The organism is Leptospira johnsonii (assembly GCF_003112675.1).
Classification (GTDB): Bacteria; Spirochaetota; Leptospiria; order Leptospirales; family Leptospiraceae; genus Leptospira_B; species Leptospira_B johnsonii.
The window spans coordinates 364,912-389,160 of sequence record NZ_BFAY01000005.1 but is presented as its reverse complement, the minus strand read 5'-3'; the positions used below and the strand labels follow the sequence as shown (position 1 = coordinate 389,160).

The following is a 24,249-nucleotide window of genomic DNA, read 5'->3' as shown; positions in this document are numbered from 1 at the left end:
TTACTCGAATTCCCTTTGAGGTCCGGACATCGGTCCGGGTTTGTAGTGTCGGATTAGATAATCTAGATTTTTAAATAGAATGTTCCGAGTGGTTCCAGGAAGAACGATCCTAGAAACGGAACCTAAAGATAATGCTTCCTTAGGATTCATTAGATCTTTCTCATATTTTTGAGAGAGAAGTTGAAGTTTTTTGTCCCTGGTCGCGGCGGCATCCTTTTCAGATACGCCATTCTTCAGATTTTCCTTATATTCTTTTTGGATCGCTGTGATCTCGTCCTTATATACGTAGTCCTTACCAGCAGGCCCCATTACCGCAATCCTTGCTGTAGGAAGCGCAAATACCATGTCCGCACCTGTATGGTAAGAGTTGAAACTTGCGTAAGCCCCACCGAATGCGTTTCTGATGATTAAAGTCAATCTTGGAGTGCGAATATCAATGATCGAATCCAGAAGTTTTCTTCCTTCTAGAACGATACCGTTCTGTTCCTGCTCTTTTCCAGGTAAGAATCCGGTTGTATCTTCCAAGAATATTAAAGGAATATTATATACGTTACAAAATCTAATAAATCTTGTACCTTTTCTTGCGGCGCCTATATCGATCTGACCGGAAGAAACCGCAGAGTTGTTTGCTACGAATCCTACGACATGTCCGCCCAATCTACCGAATGCGGTGACTAGGTTTCTGGATCTTTGCGGTTGGATCTCGAAGTATTGACCATGATCACAAATATTCTGGATATATAATGTGATATCGAACGGAGTATTCATCCCAGTAGGCGAATTGAACGTCTTTTTAAATAAGATCTCTTCTTCGTAGATAAATCTGTCAGTAGGATCCGAGGTCGGATGAAAAGGAGCAGCGCTGGAACTATTATCAGGAATATAAGAAAGAAGTCTAAGCGCAGTTCTTAGCGCTCCCAATTCATCATTGGTAACTAAGTCTACTACCCCGCTTTGTCCGTGGACCTTTGGTCCTCCCAGATCGTCTGCGCTGATATCCTCGCCCAATACTGATTTAACAACTCCAGGTCCGGTCAATCCGAAGAAAGTATTCTCCGGTTGGATCATGAAGGAACCTTGTCTTGGAAGATAAGCTCCACCACCTGCGTTAAATCCGAACATGAGCATCAAGCTCGGGACAACCCCGCTGATTTTTCTGAGAGCGGTGAATGCTTCCGAGTATCCGTCCAAACCACCCACTCCTGCAGGAACATATGCACCTGCCGAGTCGTTCATCCCGATCAGAGGAATTCCATGTTCCCCTGCCATATAGATGAGCCTTGCGAGTTTGTTTCCGTTAGTAGCATCCATGGACCCCGCTCTGAGAGTGAAGTCATGTCCGTAGATCGCTACGTCCCTTCCGTTAATATTTAAAATACCTGTGATTAAGGAAGCCCCGTCTAAATTTTTTCCCCAGTTTTGGTAGAGAATATTAGGTTCCGAATTGGTAAGGACTTTGATCCTTTCCCAGACGGTCATTCTTCCTTTAGAATGTTGTACTAGGATCCTATCCGTTCCTCCTCCTTGAAGAGGTTTTTCCAATAACTCTTTGCCCATTGCATTGGCATCGTCGTAAATACTGGAAACGGGTTGGGATTCCGATTGGTTAGAAGATTGAAACGGATTATCTATCGAGTACGCTTGTTCCGACATACGGTACACAGTTTTTAGAGAAAGGCCAGGGAGGAAAGCTAAAAACCGCGGTTCGGTAAACGGATTTATTGGAGGCTAGAATCCACAGTATCATAGATCTTGAAGAGTGAGTCCATATCTATGATCTCGAAAACCTTACGAACTGCAGGGCGTAAGGCAGCAAGTTTGAGTTGTATTTCTCTTTCCTTACAAACTCTTAAGGAACCTACGATGACTCTTAAACCGGCAGAAGAAACGAACTCCACGTTGGACATATCCAAGACGATATTGGACTCAGTAGCTTTTCGAATATGATCCATGAACGCCTGTTCGACCCTATGGGTATTATGGACGTCCATATTCCCGATAAGATGGATCACTCTAGAGTTCCCTTTTATTTCTACCGTCAGTTCCATTTTGCCCCCATCGTCAGCGGAAAAATTTTTGGAGAGTGAGTATGTTTCTTCCCTCTTCCATTTTATAATCCACCACGTCCATCAATGTCTCTATCAGATACACACCGAATCCGCCTTTTCTTTTTCCGGAGAGGTTTTCCTCTATGGACGGGTCTTTCACATTCGTTCTGTCGAATCCTTTTCCGGAATCCGTCAGCACGATCGTGATAGAATCTTCAGTGAACCGAATTTTACAATCGAATTTCGGATTTCTGAGCAGAGTATCTTTGTAACCATGCATCACGATATTGGTAGCCGCCTCGTCCCCCGCCAAAAGAATATCGTCTCTCAGAAAATCAGGCAGATTTCTGACCTTGATCGCATCGTATATAAATTCTCGGAAGATAGGAATTTGGCCCGTATTTGCGTCGAAAGTCCTGAAAAATTGAAAATCATTATTATACTTCAATAGAAGTACTGTGAAATCGTCGAAAGGTTCTTTTCCGGAGGAGAAAGAACGGATTGTAGCGTATAATTCTTCTACAATTTTTTGGGCGGGAAGATGTCTTCTGGATCTGATCTCTTCAATCATTCTTTCCAGACCGAATTCATTTCCTTGAGCGTCTTTTTCTTCTACCGCACCGTCCGTATATAAAACAAAAATATCTCCCGGCTTGACCGTAAAATTTCCGCCCTTATATTTTGCAGTCGGGATCACACCTAAAGGAGGTCCCTGCCCTTTTAATAATTCGTAAGAACCATCTTCTTTGATCCAGACCTGGTCGTTATGCCCTGCGGAAGCATATTCGATCGTGAACAAGGAAGGATTATAATGAATGAAGAATGCAGTGACGAACATTCCAAAATGGGAATCTTCGAAAATGAGCTCGTTCCCTTGTCTTAAAATTTCTTCCGGACTTAGATCATGGTTCCTAGCAAGAGTTCGGATGATAGAAGAACTCATCGCCATAAATAAAGCTGCAGGCAGACTTTTTCCGGAAACATCCGCGATCAAAAATGAATATTGACCATCGCTGTACTGGTAGTAATCGTAAAAATCTCCGGATACATCCTTTGCCGGAACAGAAAGAATACCTAGATCAAAGTTAGAATGAAATACCTTTTCAGAAGGTAGAATATTCTGCTGGATCTTCCGGGTAATTTCCATCTCCTGTTGGATCGCTTTTTTCTCCAACATCTCTGTTCTAAGACGGAAAGCTTCGAATCCCTTGGTAAACTGGGAAGCCATTGTCTGCAATAATCGGAAGTCCGAATCCTGGTAGGAAAGTTTATCCCTTCTATCCGCAACAGTCAAGGCCCCGTAAGGTTCTCCACTGGACAAGAATAATGGAACAATAATATAAGAACCTTTTAAATATCTCCTATCCAACTCATGCGGGAAAGGTTGATCTAAAATATCCCTTTTTAAGACAGGAAGACCTTCCATAATGCTGGATAAAACTTGAGTGCCTGAGATTTCTTCTTCCAGGACTCTGTCTATCTTTTCGGTTTCTCCGTCATAATAAGCACAGTTGATAAAATTCTCTTTAGAAAGACTGTATAAGAAAATACCTGCGACACTCGCATCCAACTCTCGAATGATCAATCGGATGGATTTTCGCACCAAGCCCAGTCGATTTGTAGAAAGACTGACCGCTTGGGATAAATCGAATAAGGACTCTAACTCCGAAACTTTTTTACGAAGATCCTTGTTTGCGTTCTCTAAGTTTTGAAGAAGTCCTGTCTTCTGTATGGCTAACGCAGATGTTCCGGAAAAACTTAAAAAAAGCTCTAGATCTTCTCCGGTAAACTTTTCTCTGTCTACAGTGTTTATCGCTTCGATCACACCTATAACTTCGTCGTTTGCGACCAAGGGTGCCGCCATAATATTACGAGTGGTGAATTGAGAAGCCTTATCCACTTCCTTATAAACTCGATCATCATTTTGTGCATCATTGATGATCATAGGTTTACGTTCCCGAACAACTAAGCCAGCCACACCTTTTCCCACTGGGACCTGCATCTTAGTGACTGCTTCGCTTTTTTCTCCGAGAACTGTATGAAAGTAGAGATATTCTTTGGACTCGTCCAAAAGAAGAACACTACATGCCTCAGTCCTAAAAACAGTTTTAGAAGAAAGCATGATCGCTTCTAATAATTGAGAAAGATCTAAGGAAGAATTGATGAGTCCGGATACGCGTATCACTTCCGTGAGTAGGAAGTCGAAACGTTCCGATTGTCTTTTTGCTTGTGCGGCTTCTAATACCAACTGTGTGGTAGCGAGCAAGGAAAGAGTGACTAAGGAAGCATCTCCGGATACATGAGATTCTTTTAATAATCTTCCTACTGTCTTACATGTAGTACGAAGAAGTTCGAAATCGGTTTTAGAAAAACGATCCGCAGTAGTTTTACCTTGTAAAACTAAAACTGCATAACTAGCACGATTTGCCTTTAAACTGGAATCCAGATCGTCCACTTTCAATCTACAAACCAAAAGAGGATAATTACTTGGTGATTTTGCCCAGGGAGGTGTTTTACCTTTTTCTAAAAGTAGGTCTTTTCCAGATTGGGAGAATGCCCAGTGTGCTGCTTCGATCAGTTCTCTTTCATTACGACCCGAGATCTGTCTTATATTAGCGGACTCTGTTGTGGAAAATATACCGCCTAGATCCGCATGAGTGAGCGTGATTGCCTCTCTCAAAAAACTATCAAAGATAGAGGAGACCCCTAAACCTTCTTCTAGGAAGAAGGAACCGTCACTTCGACTTCTAAGTAGGGTCTCCTGTTTTTTTATCTGGGTCAAGGTCGGAAGTTAGGATTGGAATTTAAGGGACTCTTCCCTTAGTTTTCTATTAGCGAGTTCAAGTTCTTTGATCCGATTCATTGCGGATATTAATTCGTCTCTAGATAAGTTAGTCACGATTGAAGTTGCATCAAAAGCTTCTTTAACATCTTTTAATTCTTGTCCGGAATACTGAATGATAGTCTCGTACATACGAATGATCTCATCCGCATTTTCCAATTCTTGCTCGTTCAATCTCAAAACTTTTTCATAACCTTTGATGATATCGTTTTGGATTTTTATTTTTTTCTGTAACTCCTCGACGGAATCGCTCATCCGATTGCTCCTAATAATTATATATTGACAGCATGCCCAAAGACACCAATTTGGAATCGAAGGGGACGTAGCTCAGTTGGGAGAGCGTTTGAATGGCATTCAAAAGGTCGGGGGTTCGATTCCCCTCGTCTCCAACTCTTTAGCCGAACCTAATAGATAGTTTACTTTCCTAATCACTGTCAAGACTAATGCGAGTGAATCATTGGACTTTTACCAGCCGGGGAAATCCCAAAAAAGACGAGGTGCTTTGGCTCCGGGACCCCTTACATTCTTTTGGCCGATCTTTTAGCCCGGAACTTTCTTCCGACTATTATCTTACTGTGGCAGAAGGTCCTGAAAAATTCTCAGGATTTTCCAACGAAGATATTCTGGATTTTCTGAAGAAAAGAAAGAAGAAACAAATTCTAATTGCGGAAGGATTTTCCGCTAGATTGATCTGGCCACTTCTCACCCAACCTCACGATAAAATACTTTCTGCATTTCTGATCTTTCCGAATCCTTTGCCTGTCTCCGGCTACTCAGCTTCCATTCTAGAAAAAACAGATTGGTTTCTCCGAAATTTGACCCAGATCCCTAAGTTCTTCTGGGACCCTTTCGGTCTAGAAAAGTTATGGAACGGATTGGAAAAAGATGACCTCTATACCCAAAAGGCAAAATGTCCGCTAGGGTTACTTCTCCCCAGAACCGTTGGCCCCTTAGAAACCCAAGCGGAAATATTACAAAACATTTCGGTCAGAACTTTTGTGTATAGATGGGAAGCTCAAAATCCAAGATTTTCAGAACCGACCACTGGAATGCTGTCTAAAATCTTAGAACCATTCTTAAAATCTGGTGGGCAAAAACCGGTGAAAGATAGCTCTAGGACAAGGTTCTGAAAATGTCAGTGCGTAAAATTCTCAAAATCGGCGATCCCCTTCTAAGAAAGACCAGCGAAAATGTTCATCCCGACGAGCTGGGAACCAAAGAGTTCAAAAAGTTGATCCGGGATATGTTCGACACGATGAGACATGCGGACGGCGTCGGCCTTGCAGCTCCTCAGATCGGAATCATGAAGAAGATCGTAGTAGTAGGTTCCGACCCTGAAGACGATAGCCCATCCAGGGTTCCTGAAAGAATTATCATCAATCCAGAGATCAAACCAATCACTGAATCAGTAGACGGTAACTGGGAAGGATGTCTTTCCGTTCCGGGTATGAGGGGTTTTGTAGAAAGACCCAATAAGATCCAAATGAAATGGATGGATGAAAAAGGAAACTCCCACGAAGAAACGATCGAGGGATATTCCGCGATCGTATACCAACATGAATGCGATCACCTAAACGGAGTTTTGTACGTTGATAGATTAAAAAGTACAAAAATGTTCGGATTCAACGACTCCATGGAACTAAGCGGTCCAATTCTGGACTAATATAACTTCTCCCCTAAACCTTTAAGCAGAATACCCCTATGAAAAGTATCATTGAATATTTCCTCTCGAAAAGTATCTTCGTAAACTTACTTACCGTTCTTATCATTCTTGCGGGAAGTTTTCTTGCTGTTAAGATGAACAGAGAAGCTTTCCCCAATATCAACTTCGATATAGTTTCTATCTCTACCTTGTATCTGGGAGCCTCTCCCCAAGAGGTAGAAAAATTAGTCACGAATCCTCTCGAAAAAGCGATCAAGGAAGTGGACGGGATCAAAGAATATAGATCCGCTTCTATCGAAGGTAGATCCGGTATCGTAATCACATTGGATCCGGATTCAAAGGATACCCAGAAGGTGGTGGATGATATCAAATCTGCCATTGACCGGGTGGAAGACCTTCCGGAAGAAGTAGAAGATCCGATAGTAACAGAGATCACCACTGCAAGAACTCCCGTAATCGAAGTTTCCATCACATTAAAAGAAGATGATGGGTCTGTCGAGGCTGAGAAAAGATTACGTGCACAAGCAAAGATCGTTGAACAGGCACTTTTAGACATTTCAGGTGTAGCAAAAGTCTCTCGTAGAGGTTGGAGAGAGACCGAAATGCAAGTGGATATTCTTCCGAATAGCTTATTCGGTTTTTATCTCACCGGTCAGGATGTGATCAATGCACTAAGAAATCGTAACGTAAACGTTCCGGGCGGTAATATCACCGGTCTGGATAAGGAGATCATTCTTAGGACTATCGGAGAATTCGATAGTCCAGAAGAAATTTCTCGTGTCCATGTGAGAGGGAACGAGATCGGAAATGCGATCCGAGTGCAAGATGTTGCGAGAGTAACGGAAGGTTTAAGAGAAGCTGATTATATCGAGAATGTGAACGGAACCAAAACTGTAGCTCTCACAGTCCTAAAAAGGCAAAGTGCGGATGCGATCAAGGTGGTGGATAGTGTAAAATCCACAGTAGAAAAATTCCGTAAAGGTTCTCCAGAATTCCAATACGCATTCGTAAACGATCTTTCTAAATATATCCGACGCAGATTGAATGTTCTAATTTCAAACGCTACCTTCGGGATGATCCTAGTTACAGGTTCTTTATTCTTCTTTTTAGGATGGAGAGTAGCCCTAATGACTGCTTTAGGGATCCCTGTATCTTTCGGTGCTACATTCTTTATAATGGATCAATTCGGATTGACCTTAAATTTGATCTCAATGTTCGGTTTAGTCCTCGTAGTCGGGATACTTGTGGATGATGCGATCATTATCTGTGAGAACGTATATAGATATATAGAAGAAGGACTTCCTCCATATGAGGCCACTTTAAAGGGAACCTTAGAAGTGGTTTCTCCAGTGACAGCGACTGTTACTACAACGATAGCCGCATTTGCTCCACTCCTATTCATGCCGGGGATTTTCGGTAAGTTCGTATTCAGTATTCCTCTCGTTGTGATCATTGCGCTTTGCGCATCTCTCGCGGAAGCATTCTTCATTCTGCCAAATCACTTGTACGATATTAATAAAGGCGGAGTAAAAGCGGGAGAGATCAAAGAAGAATCCGGATGGTTCTCCAAATTTAGAAATACAAAGTATGTTCCGGCACTTAGATTCGCACTGAACAATCCTTGGAAAATGACGGTCGGGATCGTTTCCTTGCTGATTATAAGTTTTATCATCCAGGTATTATTCTCCAAATTCAAACTATTCCCAGGCTCTGTTGACCAATTCTACGTAAAGGTCACCGCAAAAACAGGAGCAAGTTTGAATGAGACTTATCGTTATCTAGAGGTAATCGAAAAAGAGATCGCAAAAGTACCTCAGGAAGATCTGGAAAATTACGCGACCCGTGTGGGGATTATCCAGGCCAATCCTAACGATCCTTTTACCAAAAGAGGAAAACATTACGGAATGGTAATGGCATATCTAACTGCGGAAGAGAACCGTAAAAAATGCCATAAAACGGACGATATCATCCAAAGACTCAGAAGAAAAACTCTCTGGTTATTAAACGAAACTTCTCGCAAGATCGAAGAAGAGAAAATCCAAAAGGAAGCGGAAGAAACCAAAAATCCTTGCGATATTCCGGAACCTACTGTGATCCCGGAGGAATTCGAATCACTTCGGGGAAAACTGGTCGCCTTAGAATACGAAAAAGTATCCGGAGGCCCTCCTGTTGGAAAACCTGTGGCGATTGAGATCAGAGGAGATAATTACGACACCCTTTTGAAGATTGCGTCCGAATACAAAGGTATACTAGGGCACGTAAAAGGAGTCACAGATATCGCAGATGACTTCAATGAGGGAAAAGACGAAATACGTATCCGGGTTAGCGAATCACTTGCTTCTACCGCTGGAGTTTCCGTTTCCAGAGTTGCACAGGCAATCAATACTGCTTTCCAAGGAACTGTAGCTACAAAGATCAAAAGAACGGATGAAGAAGTAGAAGTAAAGGTCCGCTTTCCTGAATCTTACAGAAAGTCTGTGGATAGTTTGAACCATGTATATGTTTCCAACTCTATCGGTAAAATGATCCCGGTATCTAGACTTGTAACCATGCAAAGACTTCCTGGTGTTTCCAATATCAATCACTTGGATGGAAAACGTTTAGTTACAGTCACTGCAAACTTAGCAGGCGGAAAACAGGCAAACTCTACAGAGGCAAACAATTCCGCTAAAAAATTAGCAGACCAAGAAAAGATCATAGATAAGTATCCAGGTTATATGGTTCGTTTCGGCGGAGAAAATAAGGATACCGAAGAATCCATGGGCTCCTTAGGATTTTTATTCTTAATGGCCTTACTCATCATGTACATCATCATTGCGTCCCAATTCGGATCTTTGATGCAGCCACTAGTGATCGGAAGTGCTATCCCATTCTCTTTTATCGGAGTGATCTTGGCATTCGTAACCCATGGAGAATCTTTCGGATTCTTAGCAATGCTTGGAATTGTGGGCCTTGCGGGAGTTGTGGTGAACGACTCTATCGTACTTGTAGACTTTGCAAACACTCTTAGAAGAGAAAATCCGAATAAAGACATTAAAGAAATTTTGATCGATACCGGAAACTTAAGACTTCGGGCCGTGACCTTAACTACTGTAACCACAGTCTTGGGACTCTTGCCTACTGCGTATGGGATTGGAGGCTACGATCCGTTCTTGGTTCCAATGGCGCTTGCATTTGGTTGGGGACTTGCATTTGCAAGTATTATCACACTTCTTATGGTACCTGTATTCTATCTTCACCTATACAATTTCCAGAATTGGTTTTATGCAAGATGGGAAAGAATTTTCGGCAAAAAACAGGTCGTGAAACCGCTCTATTTCCCAAGCCCTGAATTTTCGAGTGAGCCTGATCGGATTGGACCGAATAATAAAGGAAAGAAGAAGAAGTAATACTAAGTGAAAAGCAGGATTCAATCCTGCTTTTCGTTTAATATTTCTGGAACGGTTACGAATTTATAACCTTTATTGAGCATCGCCTGGATAAAATCGGGAAGAATATAGATTAGTTTTTCGGATTGTCTAGGCGAACCTAAGTGCATCAAAATGATCGCACCGTTCATTCCATTCTTGTCGGCAGCTTCCCAGCGATACAGAAAATCCAACATCTCTTCTTTGGTTTTATAATGAGGATTTTGTACTAGTTTTGTTTTTCCGGACGTAGGATCTTTTTTGGTGATGTACTTCTTATATACGAAGTCGGGAACATCCAAAGAACCTACAGTATTATTACTCCAGAAAATATGATTTTCATAACCCTGGGTTGCATACACATCCAAGATGATCTGATCCACTGCTCCGTAAGGCAATCTATAATACTTAGTAAGAGTTAATCCAGTAATAGTCCTAAATTTATCTTCCACGGAAGTTAGTTCTTCCAGAAGAAGATTAAAATCCGGGATCTCGTCCGCCACATAACTGAGAAGCGCTCTTTTTCTAAGAGACGGTTCTTTTAAACTTCTAGGTAAGTTAAAGTGGCTCCAAGTATGATTTCCGAAAACCACTCTTCCCTCTAAGGCAGCTAATTTTTTTAGATAGACTAAATTGGTTTTGGAGAATAGAGATCCGCCCTTTTTAGCAGGATTCTCATTAGAAACGAACAAGGTCACCTTGATCGGGAACCTCATCATAAATTCATAAAGTATTTGTAGATCTTCTCCGGTTCCCAAATCGAACGTGAGGGAGATTTCCTTAAAATTGGGATTTCCTCTGCTGATGTTTTTACCGGTTCCAGGTTTAGGAATGACTGCTTGCAAAGAATTAATATTCTTGTTTACTTCTTCACTTAGATCGCCGTCAGGAACGTCGTCTATGATAGAAGATTTAAAACGAAGGACCTCTTCTTCTCTTTGTTGTTCTTCTAATCGAAGACTTGTAATGTCTTCGGAAAGAACGGAGATCACCTCGCTCTGTTTTTGGACAGTGTTTTGGAGAGAATCCAACCTTCTTGCTAAAGCAAAAACAGTGGTGATGCTTAAGGTAAGGAAAAAGAATACGGAAGAACCGATACGGATTTGACGAAATTTTTTTTCCAGGACTTCTGACTCTACTTCGTTGTCCTGGATCTCTTTGATCGTCTTGGAAAGTACTGTGGATTCTTCTTCGCTGAGCATGTTCTGATTTTGGTCAACTGACCAGACGGATGAATTTTCCTTTTTTGCCTTGGCGAATCAAGTATTCTGCGTTTTTACTTACAGTAAATTTTTCATCCGAAAGTTTCTCCTCGTCGACATAAATCCCCCCAGATTTGATCAGCCTTCTTGCTTCGGAGGTAGAAGGAACAAATCCCAGTTTGGCGAGTACCCAGATCAATTGCGGAGTTTCAGATTCTTGGAAAAATTCAGGACCTAATTTTGTTTCCGGAATATTCTCCGGGATGGCTCTTGCTTTGGGATTATGGACCTTATTCCATTCCTCTATCGCTTCCGAATTCGCATCGGAAGAAGAGAACTGGTCCATTATCAATTTTGCAAGTTCCGTTTTGACCTCTTTAGGATGTAATTCCCCGGATTGGATCCCTTTTTTACGCTCTGCAACGGACTCCAAAGGAAGATCGGTAAGCAATTCGAAATAATTCCACATTAGATCGTCCGAAATTGACATGAGTTTTCCGAACATGTCGATCGGCTCTTCTGTAATCCCAACGTAATTTCCGAGGGATTTCGACATTTTTTTGACCCCGTCCAGACCGACGAGAAGCGGAAGAGTGATCACACATTGTGCCTCTTTTCCGTATTCTCTCTGTAATTCTCTACCTACGAGAAGGTTGAATTTTTGATCCGTTCCGCCGAGTTCAACATCTGCTTCCATTTCTACGGAGTCGTAACCTTGGACCAGAGGATACAAAAATTCGATAAGAGAGATTGGCTGACCGCCCTTGTAACGTTTGCTGAAATCGTCCCTTTCTAAAATTTGGGCCACACTATATTTAGAAGTCAGTACTAGAACATCTTCGAAATTCATGCCGGAACACCAGCGGGAATTATAGACTATCTTGGTCTTCTCCTTATCCAAAACCTTGAAAACTTGGCTTTGGTAGGTTTCCGAATTTTTCAGGACTTCTTCCTTAGAGAGTCTTTTTCTGGTTTCGGATTTGCCTGTAGGATCTCCGATCATAGCGGTAAAATCCCCGAGCAGAAAATTCACCTCGTGACCCAGATCCTGGAAATGTCTCAATTTTCTAAGTAAAACGAAATGCCCCAGATGAAGGTCCGGAGCTGTCGGGTCAAAACCGGCTTTGATTTTTAAGGACTTTTTTTTAGTAAGTTTGGAGGTAAGTTCCTCTTCGCTGATCAGGTCGACTGTCCCACGTCGTAACAATTCGATTTGTTTTTTAGGTTCCATTTGGCTCTTTTATTGCAATTTCACCCGGCGAAATCAGCCTGTAAAGCAGGAAGACTTTGTACATATGCAAAAACACGATCGCAAAAGCCGGTTTGAAAAATTGAAAGAAGAACAATTCGACCTCTTGATTTTGGGGGGTGGAGCCACTGGAGCGGGGGCCGCACTCGACGCAAGCCTTAGAGGTCTGAAAGTGGCACTTTTGGAAAAATCGGATTTTTCTGCCGGAACATCTTCTCGTTCCACAAAACTCATACACGGAGGGGTACGTTACCTCGCCCAGTTCCATTTTAAACTTATACACGAAGCGCTCACAGAAAGACAAAGACTTCTGGAAAACGCGCCTCACTTGGTCAAACCGTTGCCATTCATTCTTCCCACTTATAAACTTTACGAAAAACCGTATTACAGTATCGGAATGACAATGTACGATATCCTGGCTTGGAAAGGAGATCTGCCTTCTCACAAAAGAGTTTCCAAGGAAGAAGTAGAGAAAGATTTTCCGGCTCTCCAAACCAAGGGCCTGACCGGTGGGATCTTATATTACGATTCTCAATTCAATGACGCCAGACTTAACGTTAACCTGGCACGCGCTGCATCTAAAGAAGGCGCTCTGGTCCTGAACCAAACCGAACTACTTTCCTTCCAGAAGAAGGACGGCAAAATTGTAGGTGGAAAAGTAAAAGATCTACTGAGCGGAGAAACCTATAATGTAAAAGCAAAAATTATAGTAAACGCGACCGGCCCATGGGTGGATGATATCCGCCTAAAAGACGATCCAAGAACCTATCGTGTACTTTCTCCTAGCCAAGGGATCCATTTGGTTTTCAAAAAAGAAACCATTCCTTGTAATACTGCTCTCATCATTCCTAAAACAAAAGACGGTCGTGTAGTATTCATTATTCCTTGGGAAGACCATGTGATCCTGGGAACCACAGACACGCCAATCCATGAAGTCAGCCAAGATCCTCTTCCATTGGAATCGGAGGTGGAATTCCTACTACAAACTGGTTCAGACTATCTATCCAAACCTCTCCAAAGAAAGGATATTATCTCGGTATTCTCCGGGATCCGACCTCTCATCTCGCCTGAAGGAAACCAAGACACAAAAAATATTTCCAGAGAAGAAGTGATCTTAGTTTCTCCTTCCGGACTCATCACAATGGGAGGAGGAAAATGGTCCACATACAGAAAGATGGCCGAAGATCTGATCGACCGAGTATTGAAAGAAGGCGGACTAGAAGAATTCGGGGCAAGCAGGACTGCTAAATATGCTTTCCCAGGAAAAGTTGGTTATTCCGAAAACTTATACAAAGAGATCCAGAAAATGTATAAGGTAACCGAGGTATCCGCAAAACGCCTCCAGAACTTTTATGGCGGAGAAGTTTTCATCATCCTAGGCAAAAAACCGACTCCACTTTTGAAAGGTATAGAATATTTCCAAGAAGAAGTGGAATGGTTTGCAAAAGAAGAATTCGCACTCACAGTCACCGACGTTCTTGCAAGAAGGTTCCGTATCCAGTTCTTGGATCTAAAAGTATCTGCAAAATTGGCAACGCCAGTTTCACAGATCTTGGCTAAACAATTAGGTTGGAAAGAGTCGCAGAGAAAGGAAAAAGAAACAACAGCACTCGAACTGATCGAATCACTAAGAGCTACTTACACCGGTAAGTAAGGGGCACCGAGTTAGAAGGAGCCCCAAAGGTTTTTTCGCACAGAGACACAAAGTCACGGAGTGTTGATTGAAATAAATCCTCTGCGTCTCCGTGACTCTGTGTGAGACAACACTGTGTCTCTCTAAACACAGTGTCTCTTACTCTTAATCGATATAATCTCTTAACTTCTTAGAACGAGATGGGTGACGTAGTCTTCGAAGAGCTTTTGCTTCGATCTGACGAATCCTTTCCCTGGTTACCTTAAACTGGTAGCCAACCTCTTCCAAGGTTTGAGGATAACCGTCATCCAGACCGAAACGCATACGGATCACTTTCTGTTCCCTTGCTGGAAGAGTATGAAGAACTTGTCGGATCTGTTCCGCCAGAATGCTGGAAGCCGCAGAGTTCACTGGAGATTCTACATCCTTGTCCTCGATAAAGTCTCCCAACTCTGAATCTTCTTCGGAACCGACTGGGATCTCGAGAGAGATAGGCTCTCTTGCTACGTTTTTAACTGCTTTTACTTTTTGAACAGGCCAGCCTAGACGCTCTGCAATTTCTTCATTGGAAGGATCACGACCGAATTCCTGAACAAACAAACGAGTCTCACGGATCACTTTGTTCACTTGTTCGATCATGTGGACAGGAACACGGATCGTTCTTGCTTGGTCGGAAATCGCGCGGGTAATCGCTTGGCGGATCCACCAAGTCGCATAAGTGGAGAATTTATATCCCTTCTTATACTCGAATTTGTCCACAGCCTTGATCAGACCGATATTTCCTTCTTGGATCAAGTCGAAGAAATGCATTCCCCGATTCGCATAACGTTTTGCGATGGAAACCACAAGTCTTAGGTTAGCTTTTACGAGTTCTTTTTTGGCCTGAGCGATCTCTCTTTCGCCCTTGATGATCTTCTCGCCCCAGTCCTTGATCTCTTGGACGGAAGAACCTGCTTCCTGTTCCATACGACGAAGTTTACGCTCGTTGTTGCGGATATCCTTGATGACCTCTCGAACCTCGTCTATAGAGACTCCCATCATCTTTTCTATATCTTCTAACTTTTCATTCTTCTCGATGAAACGGTTGAACGCTTTGATATCCTTAACGTCATAACCGTATTGGGCTTTGATCTTTAAGAAATGACGATCTATCTCCTTGATCCTGAAAACCATGGATTTGATCTTTTGGGAAATTTTCTGGATCTCTTTTTGAGAAACTCCCAGTTCCCTTACAGCTGTGTCTATAATACCTTTGGAAACGTCTATTTTCTCTTTGAACTCTTTGTACTTTTTAGAATTCTCAGAATATTTGCGTATCCTGGACTGCGCTTCCTGTAAAACTTTTTCCTGCTCTTGGATGACAGAGATGTTCTTGAAGAAAAGTTCTTCTAACTTCTTCGCTTCTTCCGCGTTCATCGCGTACATCTTGTCTACTCGAACAAGATCGTACACCTTTGTTTTTTTACTGCGGATCTTAGGAAGAAGTTTGATGAAGTTCGCTCTAAGGATAGAAGAACCTAAGATGGTCTCTTCTATGATCTTCTCGCCTTTTTCTATCTTCTTAGCAAGAAAGACCTCGGTTTCACCGGAGATCAAATTTACTTTTCCGATCTCTTTCAGATACAAACGGATCGGATCTTCGGAACCGCCTGCAGAAGATGCAGTCTCTTTCTTTTTACGGGCAGGTTTTGCCGGAAGAGCCGGATCGTCTTTCGGCAGGATAGAAGTAGCCGGCTCCAAAGATTTCCTAGTATACTCCTCTACGATCTCTATTCCCATCTCATGAAGAAGAGTGAATACATCGTCAATCTTCTCCGAGTTTAAGATCTTGTCCGGAAGTATCTCATTGATCTCGTCGTAGGAAATTTCGCTATTCGCTTTTCCTATCGCGATGATCTTCTGAACTTCCGGCATGCTTTGTAGATTTTCCATTCTGCGGTCCCCTATCTTACGCCCGAGTTTTCACTACGGATAAATTCCAATAATTTTGCTTTCTCGGTCTTATAATATGCCAGTTTTGTAAAATGTTCGGGATCATCCAAAGGTGAGCCCGAGTCCAACTCTTCCATTCTCTTATCGATCACGAAAAGTTTTTGTTGATTCAATAATCCCCGAAATACTTTCACTGAATCTTCTGGACTCATATCTGCTTCCGATATCAAGAAAGGTGCTATGGATTCCTTAAATTCGTTTGGGATCTCGGAGGAGATCACGGAAGCGGGAGAAACTTCTTCTTCGCTTGCGTATCTCGTATATATAAAGTCCCATAAAAACGCACTTTTAGAGTCCAAGAATTCCAACCCGGATAATTCTTCGGAAAAACGGAATAAATGATTAGCCTTTACAAGCAAGGCAATGATCTCTCTTTCGCATTTTTCGGCAGGATTCGGTCCTGATACACGTTTGGCGGATTTATCCTTATTATTATCGGACTTAGGGTTGGCAAACTTGGCTCCCCCGCCCTTATAATCTCGTAAAACCGCATCCATACTGATCCCGAGCCTTCTTGCCCCAAGACTTAAGAAAAACTCCTTGTCGGAATCCCGATTGAATCCTTTCAGAAATTGGTAGAGATTGTCCAATGCCCTTCTTTTCTTTTCCGGAAGTGCACGAGAATCCGCCTTATCCAAAAGTTCTTCTACTACGAAAGAAGAGGCAGGGATCTGGTTTTCCAAAAGTTTATGCAATTCTTGGCGGTTCAATTCCTTAGAAATATCGAAAGGATCTTTTCCTTCCGGCAATAATATAACAAAACAATCTAGGCCTTCTTTTAGGCAAAGTTCCGCTGCATGTAGTGCGCCCTTTCTACCCGCAGAGTCCCCGTCCAAAACCAGAAGGAATTTGTCGGAGAACTTCTTCATGGTCCGGATATGATTTTCAGTTACGGCGGTTCCCATACAAGCAACAGTATTTTCCAGTCCCTTATCAACGAGACCGATCACATCCAGATATCCCTCCACTAAAATCGAGGTCCTGGACTTTTGGATGGATTCTTTTGCCTGGTGAAGATGATAAAATGTTCTTCCTTTATCAAATATGGAAGAAGCAGGACTGTTTACATATTTAGACTCTTTTCCAGGGCCTAAAATCCTTCCGGAAAACGCGATTACTCTGCCAGAAAGATCGAAAACAGGGAACATGATCCGATCTCTGAAAAAATCATAAGGTTCTTTTCCTTTTTCGGATTCGCGGATGAGTCCTACTTCTAAAGCGGCATGGATCTCTTCTTTTGTATTAAAAACTTTCCCGGTTAAATGATTATATCCGCCGGGAGCATATCCAAGTTGGAATGATTTTTGGATCTCTTCTCCTATATCTCGAGAATTTAGATATTCTCTTGCAGCTAGTCCCTGTGGACCGCGTAGATTTTCTTGGAAGAAAAGAAGAGCTTTCTTATTAACTTTATATAAAGTTTCAGTTCTTTCTACTTCTTCTTTTGCTTTTTCCTGGATCGGGATCCCAGCATACTCTGAAAGAATCTCTTTTGCTCGTTGGAAATCCACTCTTTCGTAACTCATCACGAATTGGAATAGATCTCCGGATGCTTTACATCCGAAACAATGATAGAATTGTTTATCTATAGAAACATTAAATGAAGGAGATTTTTCTTGGTGGAACGGACATAGGCCCACCATGTTTCTCCCTCTTTTTTGTAAGGGTACAAATCGACTAATATAACTTTCGATGGGAACTTCCCTACGAATACGGTCGATAAATTCCCTTTGGAACTGCAAAGTTGGCCCAGCTTAGGAAAGTTTAGATTTTACGATCGCAGAAACCTTTGATCCGTCAATGTTCGCGCCCTTAAACTCAGCCATCACTTTACCCATAACCTTTCCTATGTCTTTGGGTCCGGAAGCTCCGAGTTCTATAACAAATTTTTCTACGGCGGCGATGATTTGATCCTCAGGTACATCGGGAGGCAGATATGATTTTAAGATTTCAGCTTCACCCTTTTCTTTATCCGCAAGATCGTTACGATTCGCTTTTTCGTACATTTGGATTGCATCTGTACGTTTTGCATACCCCCGTTTGATCAGGACGATGATCTGTTCATCGCTCAATTCCTGGGCTCCGTTTTTCGTAAGCTCGTATTGGATATCAGCCTTGAGTAGGCGTAAGGTGGAGAGAAGAGGCTCCTGTTTTGCTTTCATAGCCTCTTTCAGGTCGGTATTAATTTTTAATTGCAGGGACATGCCCGTTCCCCTATTTCTCTTAGGAACCTAAGACCGGGGGATTAACCGCGGTCTTTACGAGAGAAGAGACGTTTTTTCTTTTCTAATTTACGTTTTGCGGATTCTAAAGCCTTTTTCTTTTTGATGCTAGGCTTTTCGTAGAATTCACGTCTTTTGATCTCGCTCATGATTCCGGCGTTAGCACAATCTCTCTTAAAACGTTTGAGAGCGGATTCGATGGACTCGCCTTCCTTTACAATGATTCCTACCATTCGGTGGATTTCTCCTGTTTGGATTGTTTTAGGACCGGATAACAATATCGCAAAAAAACGATACCGACCACTGCAATAAACAGAGGCCCCGGAGTCTGGGGACAAAATACCCCGTATTTACTAATTTCTGTTGACTGGGTCAGAAGTCAAGGTCATTTGGCCGATTTTCAGATTCAAAACCTATAAAACCTCAAAATGACCTTAGATGGTCAAAATGGAAGTCCAAGCATATCCATACAAACCGAGTATAACTCCAAGACCAACACCGTAAACCAGATGCCCGAAGACATGTGCTGCTGCGACGCTGATCCCGGCCTCCCTAAACTGCTCTAAAGGGTGATTTCTGGCTACTAATACAACTAACAAGAATCCTACCAAGTATCCATGGAAGAATCCCACCGCCCCTCCTGTCACTATGGAAGCGATCAAAATATGAGGAGCAAGACTGATCAGGAATGCATAAGGAAATGCAAATATGAGCCCAACGATAATATGGGTGATGATCCCAGGGATTAAGGCTTTACTCATATCCTTTGTGAAAAAACTTCCTACGGCTCGGATCATATCTGCATTTACAGATCCTGCGTAATGAATCGACCACATCGAAAGGGACATACAAATGGTCCCGACAAAGCCGGCCACAAAGATCAATCCTATTGCTTCCATAATTCCTCCCGCTCGCGGAGGAAAATTGTATTCTAGAAAATTAGGTCGGACAAGAACTAATGAATGGATTAAGCTGCAAAAAAATCCGCTTTTTGGATGGAAGAAATTTCGATTTCTGCTTCTATCCCAAGGGCACCATTTTTGATCACAACGTCACCGTTCATTTTTCTATTTTTATCCAGCTCGATCACGGTTCCGTCTTTTAGAGTGAGAATGATATCTATTCCACGGTAGTTGATATAGCGTTCCAAGGTCGCCTTAAATTGTTTCGCCCTATCTTTCATCTTCTCCTCCCATACGTTTTCATTTACGGTACAACCGTTCATTTTCACGATAGAGTTTTTTCAAACAATTTGAATAAATTTTCACTCAAAGGAATGAAACAAAAAAGAAGAAGGTACACAGGCGAGTAGTACTTCTTCCGCGTCTTAGCAACTTTCTCTTAGAAAAAATAATTAGAAATGAGCTTTTAGCAATTTTTCGTAAACCGGCTGGAAGGAATCCAAAGGTTCAGTGAATTCTAGAAATTTAATCTCATAGTCTATGATGAGATGGTTCACTTGGAAGATCACTTCGTCGAATCTACTTTTTACAATATCCAATCTACAATCAGGACAAAAAGTTAAGAAGGATCTGGAATTTAAAACGTACAATTTATCGTACGGACGAAGATGGGCTTGGATGACTGATTTTAACTCTTCTAGAATTTCTCCGGACTTTTGTTCTCCAAGTAATTTGAAATACTGGGAAAGGTCCTGAAAATAAAAATGGGTCAGTACCATTTCTGTGCTGAGTGAATTTTTAACGTCTCGTAAAAACTGGTTCGTAAATTCTTCGAACACATCCGGGATTGGCTGTCTTTGATTCGTTGTTTCCATCTCTTTTAGAAATATCGACTAGGCACTCTCGAAAAGCCTAACTTTTTCGTAAGAAACAATCCTTCTTTTCTATATAAATCGCTACAAAAGGAAGATATTATCAGTCGAAGGATCCCAGAAATCAGGCTTGTCAAGCTGCCCAGGAGCGATTTTATATCCGGTATAGCTATAAAGCAAAAAGGAGAACCCATCGTGAGCGCCCACCCTACCCAATTAATGAGTCTTTCCCAATATTTGATCGAGGAACAGCTCAAACTTCCCCAAGCAACCGGGGATTTTACGGCACTCATGAGCCATCTCGTATACGCCGCAAAAGTCGTTTCTAGAGAAGTACGAAAGGCAGGTCTTTTAGAAAATATTCTAGGAGCCACAGACCAAACCAATGTCCAGGGCGAAACGGTTATGAAACTGGACGAATACGCGGACAAAATTTTTACTCATACACTCACCCGCTGCGGACATTTATGCGTGATGGGTAGCGAAGAGCAGGAAGATATCATTACGATCCCAACCGGCTATAAGGTTGGAAAATATACGATCGCGATAGATCCTTTGGATGGTTCTTCTAATATTGATGCAAACGTTTCTATCGGTACTATTTTTTCTGTTCACTTGAGAACTTCTCCCCAAGGAACTCCAGGAACTAAAGAGGATCTTTTACAAAAAGGATCCAAACAAAGAGCGGCGGGATATATCGTTTACGGGTCTTCTACCATGCTAGTCCTTTGTGTTGGAAAGGGAGTCTCCGGGTTTACATTAGATCCGTCTTGCGGAGAATTTATTCTTTCTCATCCTGAAATGAAAATGCCTGAGTCAGGCGGGATCTATTCTATCAACGAAGGAAACTACGATTATTGGTCGGATGAAGTGAAGAACTATATCCGAAATATTAAATCAATCGAAGGCGGGCGCAAGCCTCAATCTTTACGTTATATTGGTTCTCTTGTGGCGGACTTTCATAGGAACCTTTTGAAAGGTGGTATCTTTCTATATCCGAACGATACTAAATCTTCAAAATATCCGAAAGGAAAACTCAGACTTTTATACGAAGTAGCTCCTATGGCACTAATTGCGGAACAAGCAGGAGGAATCGCTGTTACTGTAGAAGGTAAGAGGATCCTAGATCTGGAGCCAGAAGAACTTCATGAAAGAACCACATTTGTTGTAGGTTCCAAAAATGAAGTGGAGCATTTCCTTACCTTTATAAAAAAATAATATTCCATTGGCGGATCTTCTTTATCTGTTTCGCAGGAAGAAGGTCCGCATCAGTTGACCTTCTTCTTTCCTATCTCCTCGCTCTCATCAAAACTCCCCTCTGACATGGCCTCAAAAATAAGCGCTTAAATTTTACTTATATTTTAACCCGTCCCTTACTTTCCATTAAGAAGACTTACATCTCATTTTGTATTCTTCTTATATATTATGTTTTAATAATAAATAAAAATATCATGATTTTATTTTAGCGCTTGCTACAAAAATTTGGGCAGATAAAACTGCAGGCACTGAAAAATAAACAAGGTATTTTGAAAGAATGAAGATAGTGAAAAATTGGATCAAACCTTCTGTAGCCGTGGCTTTAACTGCAGGATACTTAGCAAGTTGTTCCCCAAATCAATCCAACTTAAGCGGTTTATTAGGCTTGTTAGCAGGCCCCGGCTCTTCTAAACAAGTGGAAGAAACAGGCCCTGGCGCGGTTAAAATCGCAGATGCTGGCGAATTATATACAGAACCTACCTATGGGCAGGCTCTTTCTTCTTCCAGTAAGGAAGCAATCACTCCTTTTCCTGCAGGTATCCCTGTTCCGGAATCTAAAACTGGTCATTATTCTTGCACCACTACTAAGTGGGGGGCCTCCGAGGTAAGAAGCCTTGTAGATCGGGCAATTCTAAACCAAGGATCCGAAGTGATCTATCCAGGCGCTTTATTACAAGGTAAGTTTTTGGAAGCGGGAGGTTATACTCCGGTTACAATTCCAAGATCCGGGGGTAAAATTTTCCTCACTGGTCTAAAACTTAGCCCGAACGCGATCTACTCCAAAGAGTTAGCGCAAGTAAGTGCATCTAACATACAACAAGGGGTCCAGGACATTCTATCTACAGACGTTGTAGGAACTGCGGCAGACGCTTCCTTTAGTGTTGAGCAGATTTATAATGAAAATCATCTTCTATTCAACCTCGGATTGGATGCTCGTTTCTCCGATGTTGGTCTGAAAGTCAGTCTTGGGATCGATAATCTGGGCAAAAAGAATTATATCTTGATGAAGTTTACCCAAAAGTTCTACGACGTAAACTTCGAAGACCCTACACTTTCTACTTCAGTATTTAGAGATGGAGCTAATTTCCAAGATCCGGAAGGACAGATTGCTGCAAACAATCCTCCATTATATGTTTCTAAAGTATCCTACGGAAGAGTCGTTTACTTCCTTCTGGAATCGGAATACACAGCACTTCAAGTAAAAACAGCGTTGGAAGTTGCTTGGGATCCAGGAATTCTTTCTGCGGTCTCTCCTGTTCCTCCAATCGGCGGAGAAGTTTCCGTAACTCACGAGCAGGTATTAGACAGGACCAGGATCGCTTATTTTGTAAGAGGTGGAAATGCAGGTCTGGCTCTTGCTCCGATCAGCGCGGCTGATTCCGCTACTCCAGGAAGTATGTACCAAGCTATTCGTAATTTCTTAGCGAATCCGGAAGCAACAAATTATTCCGCTGCAAACCCTGGAGTTCCTATCGCTTATACATTAAACTATCTGAAGGACAGATCCGTAGCTAAAATGAGTTATACTACGGTGTATGACCAAAGAGATTGTGAGGCGACTTATTCCGAAAATCCTCAGGTATTCACCGCGAAACTAGGAAAAGTAGACGATAAGGTGCGTTTCCTTATGGACGGACAAGAGTTCTTCTCCACAAATCCGGAAGCTGATGTGTATACAGGACCAGAGATCAATCTGAACAACGCTATGAGTGTAGGCTCAGAACATGAGTTCACTGTGGAAATGTATAACGCGAATTGTTTCGGGACCGCTTTGGATATAGAACTGAAATTGAATGGTACTGTATTAAGGACCCGTAATCTAAGCAGAAGTGTAAGCACCTGTGGAAAACAATTAACTTACAAATATAAATTGAATAAGATTACCGGAGCTTGGTCCATTATAGAAGAGAACGAAACAGCCGAATTCTAATCACTATTAACCGATCTTTCAGGCTTCTTCTCTAATCGGGGAAGAAGCCTTTTCTTTTTTAATGAGAATGGTTTTTGTGGAATTCCCAGGCGCTGGAAACTATATCTTCTATCTTTGCAAATTTAGGATCCCAACCCAAAACCTTTTTGGCTTTTGTATTATCCGCGATCAATTTAGCAGGATCCCCTTCTCTTCTGGGACCGATCTTGTATGAAATAGGAACTCCGGAGACCTTTTCCACTGTTTTGATAATTTCCAAAATGGAAAATCCTTGCCCTGTTCCTAGGTTGAAGAAATCGGAAGATCCGCCTTTTTTCAGATATTCTAATCCAAGATAATGTGCCTGAGCTAGATCCATTACATGAATATAATCTCGAACCGCAGTCCCGTCCTGCGTATCGTAATCATTTCCGTTCACAGTAAGCGAATCTCTTTTCCCTAATGCTTTTTCGATCACGATCGGAAGAAGATGAGTTTCCGGATCATGTTCTTCTCCTATATCTAGATCGGAACCGGAAGCATTAAAATAACGAAGAGCGACATACTTTAAGTCGTAAGCATGAGAATAATCCGCTAAAATTTTCTCGATCATAAGCTTGGATTGTCCGTACGGATTAATCGGATTTTGCGGAGTGGTTTCTAAAATTGGAACTTCTGTTACTGCACCATATGTAGCACAGGTAGAAGAGAAGATGAAGTATTTTACTCCATGTTTCTTCATTGCTTCCAAAAGTTGGAGAGTTCCCACAACGTTGTTAATATAATATTTTTGAGGATCGGTTACCGATTCTCCCACGTAGGCAAACGCAGCAAAATGAATGACTGCTTCGAATTCGTGTTCTGAAAATACACGATCCAGATCCGCTTTATTTAATAGATCTCCTTTGAAAAACTTTCCCCATTTGACAGCTTTTTCATAACCATTGGAAAGATTATCAAATACTACTGTATCCACTCCAAGTTTGTGGAGATATTTATTCATGTGGGAGCCAATATATCCGGCTCCACCGGTGATCAGGATTTTTTTCAT

At 41.9% G+C, this 24,249-nt stretch carries 20 protein-coding genes and 1 tRNA gene; 7 read left to right on the top strand and 14 right to left on the bottom strand.

Going from position 1 to position 24,249, the window contains the following annotated elements; genetic code table 11:
* From LPTSP_RS03045 to LPTSP_RS03030, 4 genes are all read right to left on the bottom strand, one after another.
* Positions 1–1,653, bottom strand: coding sequence for an acyl-CoA carboxylase subunit beta (locus LPTSP_RS03045; RefSeq protein ID WP_108927359.1), 1,653 nt, complete (start codon positions 1,651–1,653; stop codon positions 1–3).
* Between the two features lie 65 nt (positions 1,654–1,718).
* On the bottom strand, positions 1,719–2,048 hold the full coding sequence (locus LPTSP_RS03040) for an STAS domain-containing protein (RefSeq protein WP_108927358.1): 330 nt from the start codon (positions 2,046–2,048) through the stop codon (positions 1,719–1,721).
* 13 nt (positions 2,049–2,061) lie between these two features.
* Positions 2,062–4,830, bottom strand: a complete 2,769-nt coding sequence (locus tag LPTSP_RS03035) for a SpoIIE family protein phosphatase (RefSeq protein ID WP_108927357.1) — start codon at positions 4,828–4,830, stop codon at positions 2,062–2,064.
* Between the two features lie 9 nt (positions 4,831–4,839).
* The gene (locus LPTSP_RS03030) at positions 4,840–5,145 is read right to left on the bottom strand and encodes a hypothetical protein (protein ID WP_100766669.1); all 306 of its coding nucleotides are present in this window, start codon (positions 5,143–5,145) and stop codon (positions 4,840–4,842) included.
* A gap of 61 nt (positions 5,146–5,206) precedes the next feature.
* Here LPTSP_RS03030 and LPTSP_RS03025 point away from each other — a divergent pair.
* The 4 genes from LPTSP_RS03025 to LPTSP_RS03010 all read left to right on the top strand — a co-directional run bounded on the left by LPTSP_RS03025 (position 5,207) and on the right by LPTSP_RS03010 (position 9,942).
* A tRNA-Ala gene (locus tag LPTSP_RS03025) sits at positions 5,207–5,279 on the top strand.
* A gap of 54 nt (positions 5,280–5,333) precedes the next feature.
* On the top strand, positions 5,334–6,020 hold the full coding sequence (locus LPTSP_RS03020; RefSeq protein ID WP_108927356.1) for a hypothetical protein: 687 nt from the start codon (positions 5,334–5,336) through the stop codon (positions 6,018–6,020).
* A 2-nt stretch (positions 6,021–6,022) separates the two neighbouring features.
* Positions 6,023–6,553, top strand: a complete 531-nt coding sequence (gene def, locus LPTSP_RS03015; RefSeq protein ID WP_108927355.1) for a peptide deformylase — start codon at positions 6,023–6,025, stop codon at positions 6,551–6,553.
* Positions 6,554–6,591: 38 nt separating this feature from the next.
* Positions 6,592–9,942 (top strand): efflux RND transporter permease subunit, encoded by a 3,351-nt coding sequence (locus LPTSP_RS03010; protein WP_108927354.1) that lies wholly within the window; start codon positions 6,592–6,594, stop codon positions 9,940–9,942.
* A gap of 20 nt (positions 9,943–9,962) precedes the next feature.
* On the opposite strand, the gene LPTSP_RS03005 is transcribed toward LPTSP_RS03010, so the two are convergent.
* The gene (locus LPTSP_RS03005; RefSeq protein ID WP_108927353.1) at positions 9,963–11,162 is read right to left on the bottom strand and encodes a polysaccharide deacetylase family protein; all 1,200 of its coding nucleotides are present in this window, start codon (positions 11,160–11,162) and stop codon (positions 9,963–9,965) included.
* A 13-nt stretch (positions 11,163–11,175) separates the two neighbouring features.
* Positions 11,176–12,393, bottom strand: coding sequence for a tyrosine--tRNA ligase (gene tyrS / locus LPTSP_RS03000; protein WP_108927352.1), 1,218 nt, complete (start codon positions 12,391–12,393; stop codon positions 11,176–11,178).
* Positions 12,394–12,457: 64 nt separating this feature from the next.
* On the opposite strand from tyrS, the gene LPTSP_RS02995 reads away from it, so the two are divergent.
* Positions 12,458–14,065, top strand: coding sequence for a glycerol-3-phosphate dehydrogenase/oxidase (locus tag LPTSP_RS02995; RefSeq protein WP_108927351.1), 1,608 nt, complete (start codon positions 12,458–12,460; stop codon positions 14,063–14,065).
* A gap of 144 nt (positions 14,066–14,209) precedes the next feature.
* On the opposite strand, the gene rpoD is transcribed toward LPTSP_RS02995, so the two are convergent.
* The 7 genes from rpoD to LPTSP_RS02960 form a co-directional block, all read right to left on the bottom strand.
* Complete coding sequence (gene rpoD / locus LPTSP_RS02990; RefSeq protein ID WP_108927350.1) at positions 14,210–15,976, bottom strand: RNA polymerase sigma factor RpoD; 1,767 nt, start codon at positions 15,974–15,976, stop codon at positions 14,210–14,212.
* An 11-nt stretch (positions 15,977–15,987) separates the two neighbouring features.
* Positions 15,988–17,778: a DNA primase gene (dnaG, locus tag LPTSP_RS02985; RefSeq protein ID WP_108927349.1), complete on the bottom strand. Its 1,791-nt coding sequence runs from the start codon at positions 17,776–17,778 to the stop codon at positions 15,988–15,990.
* Between the two features lie 12 nt (positions 17,779–17,790).
* Positions 17,791–18,240 (bottom strand): GatB/YqeY domain-containing protein, encoded by a 450-nt coding sequence (locus LPTSP_RS02980; RefSeq protein WP_108927348.1) that lies wholly within the window; start codon positions 18,238–18,240, stop codon positions 17,791–17,793.
* 41 nt (positions 18,241–18,281) lie between these two features.
* Entirely contained in the window at positions 18,282–18,491 is a 210-nt protein-coding gene (gene rpsU, locus LPTSP_RS02975; protein ID WP_008591132.1) for a 30S ribosomal protein S21, read from the bottom strand.
* 201 nt (positions 18,492–18,692) lie between these two features.
* A complete protein-coding gene (locus LPTSP_RS02970; protein ID WP_108927347.1) occupies positions 18,693–19,157 on the bottom strand; it encodes a DUF6789 family protein in 465 nt (154 codons plus the stop codon).
* A gap of 68 nt (positions 19,158–19,225) precedes the next feature.
* Entirely contained in the window at positions 19,226–19,441 is a 216-nt protein-coding gene (locus LPTSP_RS02965) for a hypothetical protein (RefSeq protein WP_108927474.1), read from the bottom strand.
* A 171-nt stretch (positions 19,442–19,612) separates the two neighbouring features.
* The gene (locus LPTSP_RS02960; RefSeq protein ID WP_108927346.1) at positions 19,613–20,035 is read right to left on the bottom strand and encodes a hypothetical protein; all 423 of its coding nucleotides are present in this window, start codon (positions 20,033–20,035) and stop codon (positions 19,613–19,615) included.
* A 192-nt stretch (positions 20,036–20,227) separates the two neighbouring features.
* Between LPTSP_RS02960 and fbp the strand changes: the two genes are divergently transcribed.
* A complete protein-coding gene (gene fbp / locus LPTSP_RS02955) occupies positions 20,228–21,250 on the top strand; it encodes a class 1 fructose-bisphosphatase (RefSeq protein ID WP_108927345.1) in 1,023 nt (340 codons plus the stop codon).
* Between the two features lie 316 nt (positions 21,251–21,566).
* Positions 21,567–23,219, top strand: a complete 1,653-nt coding sequence (locus LPTSP_RS02950; protein WP_108927344.1) for a thiol-activated cytolysin family protein — start codon at positions 21,567–21,569, stop codon at positions 23,217–23,219.
* 58 nt (positions 23,220–23,277) lie between these two features.
* On the opposite strand, the gene galE is transcribed toward LPTSP_RS02950, so the two are convergent.
* Positions 23,278–24,249 (bottom strand): UDP-glucose 4-epimerase GalE, encoded by a 972-nt coding sequence (gene galE / locus LPTSP_RS02945; protein WP_108927343.1) that lies wholly within the window; start codon positions 24,247–24,249, stop codon positions 23,278–23,280.

Coding starts and splice junctions, on each gene's coding strand:
- LPTSP_RS03045 (WP_108927359.1), bottom strand. CDS start 1,653: ATGTCGGAACAAGCGTACTCGATAGATAATCCGTTTCAATCTTCTAAC.
- LPTSP_RS03040 (WP_108927358.1), bottom strand. CDS start 2,048: ATGGAACTGACGGTAGAAATAAAAGGGAACTCTAGAGTGATCCATCTT.
- LPTSP_RS03030 (WP_100766669.1), bottom strand. CDS start 5,145: ATGAGCGATTCCGTCGAGGAGTTACAGAAAAAAATAAAAATCCAAAAC.
- LPTSP_RS03020 (WP_108927356.1), top strand. CDS start 5,334: ATGCGAGTGAATCATTGGACTTTTACCAGCCGGGGAAATCCCAAAAAA.
- def (WP_108927355.1), top strand. CDS start 6,023: ATGTCAGTGCGTAAAATTCTCAAAATCGGCGATCCCCTTCTAAGAAAG.
- LPTSP_RS03010 (WP_108927354.1), top strand. CDS start 6,592: ATGAAAAGTATCATTGAATATTTCCTCTCGAAAAGTATCTTCGTAAAC.
- LPTSP_RS03005 (WP_108927353.1), bottom strand. CDS start 11,162: ATGCTCAGCGAAGAAGAATCCACAGTACTTTCCAAGACGATCAAAGAG.
- tyrS (WP_108927352.1), bottom strand. CDS start 12,393: ATGGAACCTAAAAAACAAATCGAATTGTTACGACGTGGGACAGTCGAC.
- LPTSP_RS02995 (WP_108927351.1), top strand. CDS start 12,458: ATGCAAAAACACGATCGCAAAAGCCGGTTTGAAAAATTGAAAGAAGAA.
- rpoD (WP_108927350.1), bottom strand. CDS start 15,976: ATGGAAAATCTACAAAGCATGCCGGAAGTTCAGAAGATCATCGCGATA.
- LPTSP_RS02980 (WP_108927348.1), bottom strand. CDS start 18,240: ATGTCCCTGCAATTAAAAATTAATACCGACCTGAAAGAGGCTATGAAA.
- rpsU (WP_008591132.1), bottom strand. CDS start 18,491: ATGGTAGGAATCATTGTAAAGGAAGGCGAGTCCATCGAATCCGCTCTC.
- LPTSP_RS02970 (WP_108927347.1), bottom strand. CDS start 19,157: ATGGAAGCAATAGGATTGATCTTTGTGGCCGGCTTTGTCGGGACCATT.
- LPTSP_RS02965 (WP_108927474.1), bottom strand. CDS start 19,441: ATGAAAGATAGGGCGAAACAATTTAAGGCGACCTTGGAACGCTATATC.
- LPTSP_RS02960 (WP_108927346.1), bottom strand. CDS start 20,035: ATGGAAACAACGAATCAAAGACAGCCAATCCCGGATGTGTTCGAAGAA.
- LPTSP_RS02950 (WP_108927344.1), top strand. CDS start 21,567: ATGAAGATAGTGAAAAATTGGATCAAACCTTCTGTAGCCGTGGCTTTA.
- galE (WP_108927343.1), bottom strand. CDS start 24,249: ATGAAAAAAATCCTGATCACCGGTGGAGCCGGATATATTGGCTCCCAC.